Source organism: Mucilaginibacter sp. Mucisp73 (genome assembly GCF_059491465.1).
Genome location: NZ_CP168507.1, coordinates 3,283,552 through 3,298,483, shown reverse-complemented (window position 1 = coordinate 3,298,483; position 14,932 = coordinate 3,283,552). Strand labels below are relative to the sequence as shown.

Genomic DNA, 14,932 nt, shown 5'->3' with positions numbered 1-14,932 from the left:
GTAATAAAACAAAGGCACAAGTAAATAAAAAAAATTGATAGCTATCGAAAAATAATTTATTATTGTAACAAATTGATACAATAAGGATCGAATTCAAAAAATCTCCATCAATTAAACCTGACTAACCAAATACCAGTAATGAAGAAACCAATTTTAGTAATGCTGTTGCTTGCGCAAGTTGCCTCGGTAAAAGTAATGGCGCAGCTATCGGCAAACAAAACCACCGTTGAGAACGGTGCGCTTGAGGGTACTCGCGAAGCATCAAACGTATTAAGTTTTAAAGGTATTCCTTTTGCACAGCCGCCCGTGGGCGATTTGCGCTGGAAGGAGCCTCAGCCCGCCAAAAGCTGGGAGGGTACATTAAAGGCCGATCATTTTGCCCATAACCCCATGCAGAAGCCCATTTTTGGTGATATGGGCTTTCGTTCATCGGGCATGAGCGAAGATTGTTTATACCTTAACGTATGGACACCTGCAAAATCAGCCAAAGAGAAGCTGCCTGTACTGGTTTATTTTTACGGCGGGGGCTTAATGGCCGGCGATGGTTCTGAATCGCGCTATGATGGTGAAAGCATGGCTAAAAAAGGTATTGTAGCTTTAACTGTTAATTACAGACTTGGTGTATTTGGCTTTTTTTCGCATCCCGAATTAACTAAAGAATCACCTAACCATTCGTCGGGCAACTATGGGTACCTTGATCAGCACCTGGCCTTGCTTTGGGTACAAAAAAATATAGCTGCCTTTGGCGGCGATCCCAAACGTGTTACCATTGCGGGTGAATCAGCAGGGTCTATCTCCGTATCGGTACAAATGGCTTCACCTTTATCAAAAGACCTGATCGCGGGTGCTATCGGCGAGAGTGGCGCGGGTATCAAACCAACACTTTTCCCTATACCATTGGCTGACGCTGAACAAAACGGCCTCAAGTTTGCTGCTAACGAGAAAGCCAATACCCTGGCCGATCTCCGGGCCATACCCGCCGAACAATTGTTGAACGATGCTTTTAAACCCGGTACGCCGCCAATGTCGGCCACCATTGATAATTACCTGCTGCCAAAATCGTTGCCTGAGATCTTTATGGGGGGCGAACAAGCCAAAGTTCCTTTGTTAGTGGGCTGGAACTCGGCCGAAGTACCATTCCAGTTCATGATGCGCGGCGATGCGCCAACTCTTGAGAATTATACCAAAACACTGAAACAATTATATGACGACAGGGCAGAGGAAGCATTGAAACTATATCCGGCTGCTAATGACGGGGAGGTGATCAAAGTTGCAACCGACCTATCAAGCGACCGGTTTATCGTATACAGCACCTGGAAATGGGCCGACTTGCAGGTACAAACGGGAGGGAAGCCGGTTTACCGCTACCTGTTTTCACGGGTGCGCCCGGCCATGGTAGCTTCTATGGGGAATGCCACCCCTGGGCTTGCCGGTGGTGTGGTTAAGGGCGACGCCGCAAAACCCGCCCCGAAAATGCCGCCGCCGGTGGGGGCCGCACATGCTTCAGAAATTGAATATGCCATGGGAAACCTGGCCGGGAACAAAACCTATGCCTGGACACCCGATGATTTCAAAGTATCCGAAACCATGGAAAACTATTTTGCCAACTTTATAAAAACTGGCAACCCTAACGGCGCAGGCTTGCCAAAATGGTCGGCAATTAAGGATAACAATCATGTTAAATTTATGAATATTGACGTTAAAAGCGAGGAGATGCCGGAGGTTAACCGGGCGCGCTACCTGTTTTTGGATAAAGATTACATGAAATAAGAAATAAGATTTTTTCAGACAAATGGGCTGGCTCCTGTGATTTTTCGCAGGGGCCTTTTTTGTGGATCAATATCATTACATTTATATAATGAAATTTTGCCAGGTAAAAAGCGTGTTATCCAAATGGTTGTTAACTGCCATTATAATACCTGGCTTTTTTACTTTTTTAGGGCTTACTGCCCAAACTGCAGATAAGGTAGCTCTATCTGATACAACTTTAGTTGTCAGTTTTGTAAACAGGGTCTCAAAATCATTATCATATAAAGCTGCTCTTAAAACGGCTAAGCGGAATAATTGTTCAACTTTTATTTCCGGGGATAGCTGTCCGGCTGCATTAAGCTTTTTGCATAGCCGGAAAGCCGATGTCAACATTAAACAAACTTCGAAATTGTTTATACCCGGCAGACTCAACAAACAGGCTCTTTTCAATAAAGATTTCAATCCGGATTTAGGCGATGCCGATAATTCCCTCATAGGATAATTCTTCCTTACTGATTATCCAATGTGGTAATCGTTCCCATTTAAATTATTTAGGGACAAACCCTAAAAGGATAATACCTGTCGTTTATTTTCTGAGATCGAAATGAAAAGACTTAAAAAGTTCATCAGGCTTTGCGGGCTTATATTGTTTATGGCATTGGCCACTGCCGGAATAGGTATATTGGGCGTAGCGCCCATTTTAACTAAAGACAGAAAGCTGTTTGTAGATATGCACCCCAAAACAGAATTGGTAGAAAAAGCCGAAACCGACCAACGCGTAGCAGATAACTTATTTTAACCTCAAGTTGATAGCGGCATGGATAAATTGTTAATAGTTATCTTTGCCCTATGAACTATTTTGAATTTTATGGCATCCCCGAATCTTTTAAGGTTGATCAGGCGCTGCTTAAGAAAAAGTTTTACGAGCTGAGCAAGCTTTACCATCCCGATTTTTATGCCAATGAGGATGAAACCAGGCAACAGGAGATCCTGGAGCTATCTACCCTAAATAACAAGGCTTACCATGCGCTTGGTGACCCCGCAAGGCGCTTGGAATACATTTTAAAACTGCATGATCTGGTATCTGAAGGGGCAAAACCACAATTGCCTGCAGATTTTTTAATGGAAATGATGGATATTAATGAGCGCCTTATGGAAGTTGATGATGCAACGCACCTGGCTGCCATAACCGCAGAAACACTTGCTATTGAAGGTGATATGAATGACGAGCTGGCGAAGCTGACCGAAGATTATGAACACTTGGACGATACCGCGAAGGAAAGCCGCCTGATGGAAATTGCAAATATTTACTATAAACAAAAATATCTGTTGCGAATTAAGGAGAGTTTATCTACATTTGCAGCCCGCTTGTAAGGAAAGACACTTACAACATGCCCAGCTGGCGGAATTGGTAGACGCGCTGGTCTCAAACACCTGTGGGAAACCGTGCCGGTTCGACTCCGGCGCTGGGTACCGAGCCGGGATGAAAGCTTTTCGAAGTTTTTATCCCGGCTTTTTTCTTCCTAACTTATTGTTAGTATGGTGAATTAAAAATGGATCAAGTTAATTTGATCGGTTCTTACAGCTTTTTCTAAATCTTTCATTTTTCTGGAAATATCGAACCAATAGTCGGCCTTTTTTCGTCAATTTTAGCCTTTCTATACGGTTTAAACAGCATATTTAGCCGCAAGGATGCTCCGTCTATAATTTTAGCGTTATCTAACTGTTCGGCGTTATTTTCCTTCAAAGATTTTAACTCCGCTTCAAATTAAGTTTCATTGGCTTTAAAATTCAGGTTGGAAACTGAATTTGATGCTGAAGACGCGTACGCCGGGATGGTCAAGATAATTGCAACGGCGAATAAGGTCGATCCGCAAAAATTTGAAAATATTGGCTATACCGGCCCCGACTTCAACATACGGTGCGCTGCCAAGGGTGTAAGTGCCGTTGGAACTTTTGGTTGCAGCAGGTAAGCGATAAAGGCCTGTGCTTTGCGCCGGATCGTTTTCGGCACGCAAGCCACCGTACAATATTTTAGCAGAGATGAATTCCCGCCATTTTAGATGTTTGATTAGCGGGACTTTGTTTAACAGGAAGCCGTTAAAGGTGTGTGTAAGGTTAAGGCCAAGGTAGTGATCGCTCACAAATTCAAGATAGTTCATGGCATTATAAGCATCTCGCTTATAGGCGAGCGATTGATTGGCGGGGCTGATATTGAGCAAAGGAAAAGGCACTTTGCCCAGTACATAGCCACCGAGCAGGGTAACATCGGTAAAACCCGCCTGAGAGAGATAAAAGCGCTTATAAATGTTAATGCCAAAGTCGGTATAAGCATACTTGCCACCAAGGCTACGGTTAATAAGAAGGTCATAAATAGGATAAGGGTTATGGATACTATGCCGCGTGCGGCTGCCTTGAATAAGCTCTTCGTGCGGCGCATAGCGTAAGTGAAGATTTAGCTCGCTGGTAGTTAAATTGTTCACCAAACTGCCATCATCATTTTTTTGATAAACCAGTGCTGCAGCCGGTGTTTGCTGCCAGTTTTTATAACCCAGAATGTACGAGAAATGATTTTCGAAATCACGGAAGTATTGTAGTTCAAATATTCTGCTATATAGCCAATAGTTAGTTTTTCCGGTTTGAAAAGATGAGAATGCTGTAGCACGGTTGGTTACCGAAAAAGTATGACCAGGTACATCTACATCATATAAATAGCTTACCTTAAAGTAATTATTAGGAAAACGATAGGGCGCTGTTTTATTTAAAGACAAATAAGCAATTGCATTCCCTTTTACCCGATGGTCTTTAGTGCCATAAGCACCGTATCCCTCAAAATAAAAGGTGCTATCCAGCAATGGAGTAGTTCGTCCGCCCAATTCCAAATGCAAGCCTTCCTGGCTATTGAAAGACAAAAAATGTGCAATTGGTCCGATTTGTACTGGCCCTGTATCAGCATAGCCCGCCGTAAGTGCAGACAACCACCACATTGTTCTTTTGTAAGACGGCATCTGTTCCAGTTTGTACAACTTTTCGTAAACCTGTGCCTGGCCTTTGCTAAGCGTATCAAAACCAGTTTTGCCCGTAGCCACCTGTAAAGTCTCACCCTGGTAAAATGCCGCAGTCTGCGGCGCGCCGATTTTGTAGTTACGATATATCACCTTACGCTCACCAAATATACCCCAGCCTTTTTTAGTCAGCCCAAAATCTGCCTTAACCCTACTGCTGGCCAGTTCATACCGACCGCCGGTTTGCCGGGCAAAATCTAACAGTACATCAAAGCTTCTTACAAAATTTACATTGATCTTCCCATTTAGCCTTAATTCACAAGCGGTTACTGAAAAACGCCCGTCCAACGTCACAACCAACTTGCCCTCAAATAACAAATCTCCTTTTGTACGCGGCGTAAAAGCGAGCTCCACCTGTTTACCCAAAGCTGTGCTAATGGTATCTGTAATAAAAAACTTATAATAATTTGGCGCATGATCCGCTATCGGGCTCAAAAACTGGTTAGCTATAATAAATAGGTTATTCTCATAAATATCCACTTGATGACCGTACAGTTGATTTACATAAAGTTTAACCCCCGCGGTATCAATAAACTGCAATATATTGACGCCTTTATAGGCTCTCTGTATCTGTATTTTCTTCTCCGGCTCCTTTCGAAAATAAATGTCCGACAGTTTTTCTTCCAGCAACACCGGCAAAAAAGTTTGCCCTTGTACCGTATCCAACATAAACTTATATTGGCTAAAAAATTTACTCTCAACCACTTTCTGCGGTAAATTAAAAAAAGACAGCCCCATTCGTTCATACTGCTCGTATTGCAAATAAGCTGCAGCCTCTGCCCGGTTCTCCTGCTTATGATCGATCACTTGCTGAATGAGCGCGACTGCCGGATTTCCTTTGTTGCGATAACGCTGCCCTCTCACCGAGGTTATCGTTACATTTGCCAGCTCATTGGCATCCCGTTCAAGCAATACTTGTAATTTATTCGCTTGCCCGGGTACAATTACTTTGACGGTGGGTAAATAACCAACATGTGAAAATGCTACCTGTGTAAACGTTACTGCTCCGGCCAGCCGAAACCGCCCCAGCGAATCTGCCTGTGTGCCAATATTACTACCTGCAAAAGTCACTGAAACTGATGCGAGGGGCTCACCACTGGAGGCATCTACCACTTGCCCTGTTACTAACGTCTGCGCTGCGGCCCATAAGCCTGATATTGAAAAGCATATCAAAAAACAAAGACGCAAACGCATGATTAATTAACCATTTCTGTGAAAATATGTTTTTGCCTTAAAAAGCATTCAGATAGTTTTCACTTTCTTTTTCGACCTAACAACTCCTAAAAATCAATACAATCATGAACCTGTTTGGCATTTGAGCTATCGATCGGTTGAATGGCTGTATTTTCAGACCGAAGAAGAAAATTGCCTTTGAGAGTTTCCTCGTTTGTTGACTGATTTGCCGTATCGCATCATTCAAATATTATGGGTCAAGACTACGTAAATCGCCTATTTATCTATGCTCAGTAAAATTTCAGTCAATTCATCGGGGCGATGCTCCATAACATTATGTTCACAATCAATCACCTCCATTCGCCATTCCGGAGAATTTTTATGTAATTCATATAGTTGCCGGAAAGGAGTATTTTCCCAGCCGCTGAGATAGATAAAAGTAAGATTTCGAATTTGCTTGTAGTTCCCAATTAATCGTAGACTTTGCATAAAGGTAGCCAAAGGGTGTGGGCGCCTTCTACTATCAGAACCTGGTCTGCTAACTACATTAAATCCATCCGCCGCAGCGCCAGCTGCAAAAAGCTCGCGATATTGATCGCTAGTTAGCTTCCAACATGAATCCCCGTCTTTGGGAATATAGGCATCTATGTATACAAGCCCGAAAATATTTTCAGGAATAATATCAGCTACACCTGTAATAACCATTCCAGCATAGCTATGCCCGCATAAGATCACATTGGTCAATTTCTTTTCAACAATAAAATCAATGACAAATTGAATATGAGTTGTCAAGTTAATGATCTTGTGTTGCCTAACGGTTTTTTGCTCGAGTCCGGGTAATGTTAAAGAAAAACAATCTTTTTCATACGATTTCATTCGCGTTGTTATTGGATCAAATACCCACGCACCATGCCACCCACCTGGTATAAATAAATAAGTTTTTTTAGTTCTTTCAATCATTGGTCGAAAAGTGTTAGTGAATATTGTGCTTTACTTCAAGTTTTTAGAAGACGAAAGCTAACGGTAATAAAACGACCGCACTGTGAAAAAACAACGATCAACCCGAAAAGCTTTTGATTAAAAGAAGTTTATTTTTCATTGTGATACGTTAAATATTTATGAACAATCTAAGATTTTGCCGGGTCGAAGGGTTTTCAATTAACGTGCACTATAAATAGTCCTTTTCTACGAAAGCTTCTTCCCGGTTTTGTTCAATAGGAAAGGTTATCATTACGGTAACGCCATGGCCATTTTCAATTACAAATTTCCCTTTTAACTGTCTGCCAAGCGCTTTCATCATTTCCATCCCAAGGGAATTAGCTTCACTAAAGTCAAAGTCGGGAGGGAGGCCGCGACCGGTATCAGAGACCTTTAAAATTGCGTTTTCATCGTCTGATGTTGACAGGCTCACCTTGATCTCGCCGCCACTATGATCAAAAGCATATTTTATAGCATTGGTGATAGCTTCGTTTAATATTAAACCGATGGGTACCGCCAGGGCCGGATCAAGGTTAAGAGGATTTAATACCTGGTTTATTTTGATCTGCCTGTAACCTGTATCGAATGAATCGCTCAGGTAATCGATCAATTCACCGATATAAGCGGGCATAGATACGAGGGCAGTGGTTGTACTGCTGTAGAGCTTCTGGTGTAAAAGTGCGATAGCATTTACCCGGTGCTGGCTGCCGCGAATTGCTTCAAGCGCGATATCGTTTTGTAAATAAGCCGATTGTGTGTTCAGAATGCTCATTACAATTTGCAGGTTGTTTTTTACACGGTGATGTACTTCTTTCAACAACCATTCCTTTTGCAGCAGCAGATCTTCCAGCAGAACGTTTTTGGAAGTGATCACTTCGTTGCTTTTTTGCTTATGTACGTTTTGCCTGAATAATAATGCCGCTATGACCAGCAATAAAAATATGGCACCCATAGTAAGGTTTTTAACCAGGTTGGCCTGTTGTAAATTAGCCTGCTCAAGCTTGCTCTTTTGGTTTAAAAGCGTAATTTGTGCTTCTTTTTGCCGGGTTTCATATTCAATTTGCAGTTGTTCAATCTGTTTGCTTTTGGTGGTATTAAATATCGAGTCTTTGATGGTATTGGCTGATATAAGATGATGAATAGCCGACTGATACTGCCTCCGGCTGGTATCCAAGCCAAACCAAAGAGTTTCATTGGTGCCAAGGTCATTGTCATTACCAATCTTCCTCAATAGGTCCTGGTTCATTTTGAGGTATTTTAACACTTCGGCAAACCTTGCGGTTGCGGTGTAAAACTTAATGATCAGTTCATAATAGCTGGTCCGCGCATATAAATTGAGGTTGGGATTGTTGGTTTGTTGTATCAGTTTGTCGCAGTAAAGTTTAGCCGTATCATACTGTTTTAATGCCAGGTAAATTTTAAGATAGGTTTGACTTACCTCATCGCCTCCTTCATATAACTTACCGGAGGGATGCACAAATTTTTGAGTCACCTGTGTTAAAAAGGCTTTGGCTTTTTGGGGCTGATGCATCCGGAGGTAAACATCAACTATGTTGCCTGCCAGCAGGTATATGGTCGCATTATCTTTCTCCGATTTGGCAATTTCCAATGCACGTGAAAAATAATTGATGGCCTTTTGATTGTCGCCAAGCTTTACAAAATCATAGCCCAGGTTATTGTTGATCTGGCATATTAACCTCACATTATCCGCGTGGCTTGCGATGGCAATTTTCAGGGCCCTTAGTTCATAGCTGATAGCTGTTTTATAGTCGCCCTGGGTATAATACAGCCTTCCTAATAACGCGTAAAGCCCCTGGGTTTCGGTGTAGTGAGCCTGGTCATAATAGGCTAATGCCTTTTTAGTTTCGGCAAAAGCAAGGGTATAATCATTCATCATCTGGTGCAGGTCGGCTAATAACCGGTAACACCTGGCAAGTTCAACCAGTTGGTTTGTACGTTCAAAAGCACCGACGGCCAGGTTCAAATAATGAATCCGGGAAACCATGGTTTGCTGCAAAAAATCCTGACTGTAATATTCAGATAGCTCAAAATAAGCTTTACCAAGCAGCGCCCAGTTATGTGCCTGCTTAATTTGCTGTGTGGTTTGTTCAAGCAATGCGCGGCCGTTTTTGGATTGGCCTTTCGACTTGTAAAAAGCCGAACGGATCAATGCAATGCGAAAGTTGGTTTCAGCCTGCGGAGAGCGGTAATTAAGCTGTTCGGCCTGGTTAATAAAGTGAGAAGCACTATCCAATTGTGCAGTGGAAGGGTGGCGCAGATGGGTGAAAAACTCCGCCAGTTGCAGCGCAACATGGATGCGGTTGGCGGCAGAACCCGGGAAGCTTTTTTGCGAAAGCAAAGAATCAACATGGTGCCTGGTAATTTCCTGCGCGTTTGCTGAAATGGCCAAAAGAAAGCACAGGATAATCAGTTTGCATTTTGGTATCGTATCAGCTCGTTTCATCTTTGGTTGGGAGCCTGTATGCATCAATCTTTTTTTAAATTTAGGTATATTCAAGTACATCTGCCAATTTTAAAGCTATACCGGCGCTGTGTAATTTATTAGTATTCAGCTATTTTTGAGCTTCGGTAAAAGAAACAAATAACAACATCGAAACAAAAACGGCTTTGAAAAACGTTAGCAAGGCTATATCGGCATTAAAAAGGTCTTTTAATATATTTTATCCGGTATAAATATATCCGTATTTGACAGATCGTCATTGATCAGGATGCTGCAGCTCAGTACATTTCTTTTAATTGTTGAGTGATGGCCGGTAATTTGTACCAAACAGGTGCCGCAGCTCCCCATTCCGCAGCACAGCCCAAAGCCCGGAATTGCCAGCTTATCACATATGAGCGACATTAAACTGTGATATTGCCCGGGGAGTGTATGGATACGTTCGCTATTGCCCAGGTGATGCAATGTAAATAGAATGGTGTTTTTTTCGGGCATCGTATGTTATTTTAAACTTTAACGGGTGCGATAGGTAAATTAATAAAAATCCCCGGTTACCCGTAATGATGCTCGGTTTAAGCCAGTGGTAAACTGAAGTGAAAAACAGATCCTGTACCGCTTTCGCTTTCTGCCCAGATCTGTCCTTCGTGCCGGCGGACGATCTCGGCACTTAAATAAAGCCCTATACCGAAACCTGAAATATGACGGGTTTGGTTACTTTCAACCCGGTAATAACGGTCAAAGATCCTCGGCAGGTCCTGGGCATTAACCCCCATCCCCTCATCTTTTATGCTAACCTGAGCAAAGCCATTGACCGGAGCGCATTTCACTTCAATCTTCCCGCGTTTGGGCGAGTATTTAACGGCGTTGCTAATCAGGTTGGAAATCACCGAGCCGATTTTTTCCCGGTCGGCATTAACCTGTACGTGATTACTGATATCAATGTGAATAATATGAGTGGAAACAGTGAGCCCGTATTCCTCTACAACCTCCCTGATCAGCAGGTTCAGATCAAATAATTCTTTATTAATGGCGATTTTACCCGATTCCAGGCGCGATATATTCAGGAAACCGTTGATCATGCTGCTCATTCTCTTCGCCTGGATCTCCGCCTTTTCCATAGCGCCCGCGAGAAAACTATCAGGATTATTTTTCAATTTGAGATTAGCTACCTGGATCAGCGCCATCAGCGACGTTAACGGGGTTTTAAGTTCATGGCTCACCATGCCTATAAAATCATTTTTTCGCAGCTCGTCCTGTTTTTGTTCCGAAATATCCCTGGCGATCTTGGAAACCCCGGTGATTTTTCCGTGTTTGTCGCGTATAGGCGAAATGGTTAGGGATACGTCCAGGACACGACCACCGTTCGCCAGCCTTTTTGTCTCAAAATGCTCCATGCGTTCCCCGTTTTTCAGGCGGGTTATGATCTGCGGTTCCTCATCCTGCCGGTCTTCCGGAACCAGTTTAAGAATAGACTGTCCTATCATTTCGGAGGCCGGGTAACCAAAGATCCTTTCTGCCGATTTGTTCCAACTGGTGATCGTCCCCTCCAGCGATTTGCCTATTATCGCATCATCTGATGATTCTACGATGGCGGCCAGTTTGGCGCTGCGTTCCTCTGCTTTTTTCTGATCGGATATGTCAAGCGCGATCACCAGTCCGGCATACACCATTCCCCGTTCATCTGTTAATGGTACAAAATCTACCTGCAGATCATGGCCGCCGGTGCTTTTAAGTTCGGTCCTTATCTGCTCACCGTTCAACATCCGCTCATAATACTCCCTGGTTATGGCATATCGCTCCGGCGAGTTAAGTTCGGCCATATGTAAACCTGCATAACTATCATCGTTGTACCCTAATTTTTGCATCAGTTCACCTTCCATCGTTATCAGGTTATGTTCTCTGTCAATAACGAGGATCAGCGAGCGGGGAATATTAACGGCGATAGAACGGAATAACTGCTCCTTCTTTTGTATTTCGTCCCTGTTTTTTTGTAGTTCCTCATTACTTGCCAGCATTTCTTCGTTTGATGCCGCAAGTTCTTCGTTAATCGCGGTAAGCTCCTCATTAAGAGCTTGCGTTTCCTCTTCACTTTCTGCAAGGGATTTAGTGCGTGAAGCTACCAATTCCTCCAGCGATCCGTTCATCCGTGAAAGTGCTTGCTGTGCCTCCAAAAGCTCCCCATTGATTGAGAGGAGTTCTTCGTTTGTTGTACTGATCTCTTCATTAGCCGCGGTAAGCTCCTCGTTAAAAGCCGCGGTCTCCTGTTCTTTTACCTCCAGTTCCTGCTGCAGGCGTTCTTTTACCTTTACATCCCGAATTGCACTAATATATGACAGAGAGGCGATCACAACGGCGAGCATGAGCATTGCGACTATGGCTGCAGGAGCAACAAAGGTATAGCGTTCCAAAACCGCCCTGCGTTCGTCCAATAGTTTGCTTTCGGTATCTTCTGCATGGTCAACGGCAAGGCGCAATGCATCCATGGCAGATCTCCCTTCTTCCAGATCGGCTGTGGAAACAACCTGTTGATGTTGTTTTTTTGAAACAAGTTGTTCCAGGATGGCCATTCGCCGGGTTAGTATCGCTTGAATGCTTGCCAGGTTGGCTTGCTGCAGAGCGTTATCGGCGGTTAAGGCACTTACCTCACTAATCAGGCGCTGTGTTTTGAGATAGGCACCCTTATAAGGGCCTAAGAAGGCGGTTTTGCCGGTAAGCAGAAAGCCACGCTGCCCTGTTTCTGCATCTTTCATCGATGAAATAGCTTGTTCAAGCTTCTGGATCACCAGCGTGCTGTGGCCAACAGCGTTATTGCTATTTAGCAAATTATTAATCGTATTATAGGAAAAGAATCCGACGATCAGCAGGATCAATATCGAAAACCCGTAGCCGAGCTGTAAATTGCGGGTAAAGTTCAGTCGCATAGAGATACCGGGTATCAATGATGTTAAGTGGTATACAATAATTTATGTTTTTACGAAAAAAACCAAAGGGATGGTTTGGCGTTACCGGTAATAAATATCGAAGGTAACATAGATGTTACAATTATTTGGTGCTTGCTATTTATACAACGGTTTAATTTTAATTCAGGGGCTTAATTTTTTTAATTGGTAACTTACTAATTAACAATAACGTTTAACAACTTTATTGATTTTACTGACTATATATGAGAAAAGGGGCGTTCGGAATTGCCTTTGCTTATTTGTTGATTAGCCTGCTGTGGATCCTGTTCAGTGACCGGCTGTTGTTTTATTTCGAAGGAATACTTAGCCCCCACCAATACCTGTGGCTGAGTTTAGGAAAGGGGTGCCTGTTTGTGATGGTTACAGCAATTGCTCTTTACGTTTTGATCAGGTCAGAAGAACGAAGGTTGAAACAGAGCGAAAAGCAATACCGGAGCATGTATGAATCCAATCCAAACCCAATGTGGATTTACGAGCCGGGGACACTCCGTTTCATTTCGGTAAACGATGCCGCAATTGCGGTTTATGGCTACAGTGCGGAGGAGTTCAGGCAACGGACAATATTGGATATCAGGCCTTTGGAAGACCGGGAGAATGTGATTGCTTCGTCCGATCGGGTAGACAGTAAGCTCAATGATAGCGGTACCTGGCGTCACATTAAAAAGGACGGGCAACTGATTTATGTAAATATTACCTCGCATAAAATCTGGTTCAATAAAAAGCCCCATATCATGGTTATGGCTCGTGACATGACCGAACGGGTAGCATTTGAGCAAGCCCTTGGAAAAGTAAACCAGGAGCTTTTAGAAGAAAAACACAAGCTTAGTGAAACCCAGTTGTTGTCGCGGGTGGCCGGATGGGAATTCTACCCCCGTGAAAACAAGCTGATATGGTCAGACGAAGTTTATCGCATCGCAGGTTTGAAGCGGGATGGGCGCGAAGCATTCGATATTTATGTAAATCACATTTTTCCGGAAGACCGGCCGCTGATGATCAACGCTTTGCATGAGCTCATCAGTACCGGTAAACAACTCGATGTAACGCACCGCATCACTGCCCTGGATGGCACAACCCGTTATATCCGGCAGCTTGCCCGCGTTGAAAGCACCGGGGAGCAGGAACTTAAGATAGCAGGTTCGCTACAGGATATTACTGAGCTCAAACAATTGGAAATGGAGCGTAATCGGTATCAGTATAGCTTTGAGCATACGCTGAACAGTATTACCGATTGCTTTTTTGAGCTCGACCGCCAAATGAAGATAACCCGGATAAACGACATCTTTCGGGAGATGGTTAAAACAGACAGAAGCCAGATTATTGGTGCAAGTATTTTTGAGTTTTTTCCTAAAGCCGAAAATAAGTTTTATCATGTTTACCATAAAGCGCTTGAAGAAAGGGTTATTGTAAGGCACGAAGATTACTCGGTTATCCTGCAGCGCTGGCTCAGGATGGCTGCTTATCCTACCGATGAAGGTGTTGCCGTATACTTCGCCGACATTACTGAAGACAGGCTTAAAGACGAACGGTTAAAAGAAGCAGTTGAACGTTACGAACTGGTGGCCCAGGCGACGAGGGATGTTGTTTATGACCTTAATATTGTTGAAAACAAACTGATATACAATACAAGCCTTACACATTTGGTGCAAATATCGCTCGACGAAATCAGTTATGAACTGGAATGGTGGCGGTCGCTGATCCATCCGGATGATATGGAAGAAGTAGTGAGCAGCCAGGAAAGGATCAGCCGTGCCGGTTTAACCAATTGGGAATGCGAATACCGGCTTAATTGCGGTAAAGGTGAATATAAATACGTGATGGACCAGGGGTATTTTATATATAACGAACAGAAGCAACCGATACGACTGATAGGAGCGGTAAGAGATATTGATGCCCTTAAACGCAGCACCCAGGAAAATAAGCGGTTGGCAGGGATCATCAAACAGGTAAATAATATGGTGCTTATTACAGATGACCTGCGCAGGGTGCAATGGGTAAATAATGCCTTCGTAGAGCTGACCGGTTACGCCATGGAAGAGGTGGTAAATAAGATGCCGGGTGATTTTTTGACAGATCCCAATGACCCGGTGATCCAAACGTTATTAAGGAAACAGCAGGCCAGGGAAGCTTTTGGTATTGATACGATCATTTATACCAAAAACAGAACCCCGGTTTGGGTATCAGCCCAGTTAACCCCTGCATATGATGAAGATAACGCTTTTCAGGGCTACATCATCGTTTGTCAGGATATAACTTACCGTAAAGAAAAAGAAGAAGAGGTTAACAGGCAGAACCGTTTACTCCGTGAGATAGCGTGGATAAGCTCGCATGAGATCAGGCGGCCTGTGGCAACTATGCTCGGATTGGTAAACTTGCTGGATATGGCAGAAGATGAGAACGAGCGAAGAGAGATTTTTTCAAAACTCCGCGAATGCGCGCGGGAAATGGACAGCATGGTGCATGAGATCCACCGTCGCATTGAAGCTGAAAAAGTCATGCAAATTGCGCGCGATCTTTAAACAGGTAACTTAATGGTTATAACGGTTTAGTAA

The 14,932-nt window shown here is 43.5% G+C and carries 9 protein-coding genes and 1 tRNA gene; 5 read left to right on the top strand and 5 right to left on the bottom strand.

Going from position 1 to position 14,932, the window contains the following annotated elements:
* Positions 1-138: 138 nt before the first annotated feature.
* The 4 genes from ACEN82_RS13715 (at position 139) to ACEN82_RS13700 (ending at position 3,222) form a co-directional block, all read left to right on the top strand.
* A complete protein-coding gene (locus ACEN82_RS13715; protein ID WP_495644141.1) occupies positions 139-1,770 on the top strand; it encodes a carboxylesterase/lipase family protein in 1,632 nt (543 codons plus the stop codon).
* 583 nt (positions 1,771-2,353) lie between these two features.
* A complete protein-coding gene (locus tag ACEN82_RS13710; protein ID WP_413319961.1) occupies positions 2,354-2,548 on the top strand; it encodes a hypothetical protein in 195 nt (64 codons plus the stop codon).
* A gap of 50 nt (positions 2,549-2,598) precedes the next feature.
* The gene (gene hscB / locus ACEN82_RS13705; protein WP_413319959.1) at positions 2,599-3,123 is read left to right on the top strand and encodes a Fe-S protein assembly co-chaperone HscB; all 525 of its coding nucleotides are present in this window, start codon (positions 2,599-2,601) and stop codon (positions 3,121-3,123) included.
* Between the two features lie 19 nt (positions 3,124-3,142).
* Positions 3,143-3,222 (top strand) — tRNA-Leu (locus ACEN82_RS13700).
* 311 nt (positions 3,223-3,533) lie between these two features.
* On the opposite strand, the gene ACEN82_RS13695 is transcribed toward ACEN82_RS13700, so the two are convergent.
* From ACEN82_RS13695 to ACEN82_RS13675, 5 genes are all read right to left on the bottom strand, one after another.
* Entirely contained in the window at positions 3,534-6,008 is a 2,475-nt protein-coding gene (locus tag ACEN82_RS13695) for a DUF5686 and carboxypeptidase-like regulatory domain-containing protein (protein WP_495644140.1), read from the bottom strand.
* A gap of 255 nt (positions 6,009-6,263) precedes the next feature.
* On the bottom strand, positions 6,264-6,947 hold the full coding sequence (locus ACEN82_RS13690) for an alpha/beta fold hydrolase (RefSeq protein ID WP_413319955.1): 684 nt from the start codon (positions 6,945-6,947) through the stop codon (positions 6,264-6,266).
* 208 nt (positions 6,948-7,155) lie between these two features.
* Positions 7,156-9,429, bottom strand: a complete 2,274-nt coding sequence (locus tag ACEN82_RS13685) for a tetratricopeptide repeat-containing sensor histidine kinase (protein WP_413319953.1) — start codon at positions 9,427-9,429, stop codon at positions 7,156-7,158.
* A 207-nt stretch (positions 9,430-9,636) separates the two neighbouring features.
* Complete coding sequence (locus ACEN82_RS13680) at positions 9,637-9,918, bottom strand: 2Fe-2S iron-sulfur cluster-binding family protein (protein ID WP_373614012.1); 282 nt, start codon at positions 9,916-9,918, stop codon at positions 9,637-9,639.
* Positions 9,919-9,995: 77 nt separating this feature from the next.
* Positions 9,996-12,344, bottom strand: a complete 2,349-nt coding sequence (locus ACEN82_RS13675; RefSeq protein WP_413319951.1) for a PAS domain S-box protein — start codon at positions 12,342-12,344, stop codon at positions 9,996-9,998.
* Between the two features lie 242 nt (positions 12,345-12,586).
* Here ACEN82_RS13675 and ACEN82_RS13670 point away from each other — a divergent pair, with 242 nt between their 5' ends.
* Positions 12,587-14,899, top strand: coding sequence for a PAS domain S-box protein (locus ACEN82_RS13670; protein WP_413319949.1), 2,313 nt, complete (start codon positions 12,587-12,589; stop codon positions 14,897-14,899).
* Positions 14,900-14,932 lie beyond the last annotated feature (33 nt).

What these genes read in the sequence shown, in the direction of transcription:
- ACEN82_RS13715 (WP_495644141.1), top strand. Translation starts at nt 139, where the DNA reads ATGAAGAAACCAATTTTAGTAATGCTGTTGCTTGCGCAAGTTGCCTCG.
- ACEN82_RS13710 (WP_413319961.1), top strand. Translation starts at nt 2,354, where the DNA reads ATGAAAAGACTTAAAAAGTTCATCAGGCTTTGCGGGCTTATATTGTTT.
- hscB (WP_413319959.1), top strand. Translation starts at nt 2,599, where the DNA reads ATGAACTATTTTGAATTTTATGGCATCCCCGAATCTTTTAAGGTTGAT.
- ACEN82_RS13695 (WP_495644140.1), bottom strand. Translation starts at nt 6,008, where the DNA reads ATGCGTTTGCGTCTTTGTTTTTTGATATGCTTTTCAATATCAGGCTTA.
- ACEN82_RS13690 (WP_413319955.1), bottom strand. Translation starts at nt 6,947, where the DNA reads ATGATTGAAAGAACTAAAAAAACTTATTTATTTATACCAGGTGGGTGG.
- ACEN82_RS13685 (WP_413319953.1), bottom strand. Translation starts at nt 9,429, where the DNA reads ATGAAACGAGCTGATACGATACCAAAATGCAAACTGATTATCCTGTGC.
- ACEN82_RS13680 (WP_373614012.1), bottom strand. Translation starts at nt 9,918, where the DNA reads ATGCCCGAAAAAAACACCATTCTATTTACATTGCATCACCTGGGCAAT.
- ACEN82_RS13675 (WP_413319951.1), bottom strand. Translation starts at nt 12,344, where the DNA reads ATGCGACTGAACTTTACCCGCAATTTACAGCTCGGCTACGGGTTTTCG.
- ACEN82_RS13670 (WP_413319949.1), top strand. Translation starts at nt 12,587, where the DNA reads ATGAGAAAAGGGGCGTTCGGAATTGCCTTTGCTTATTTGTTGATTAGC.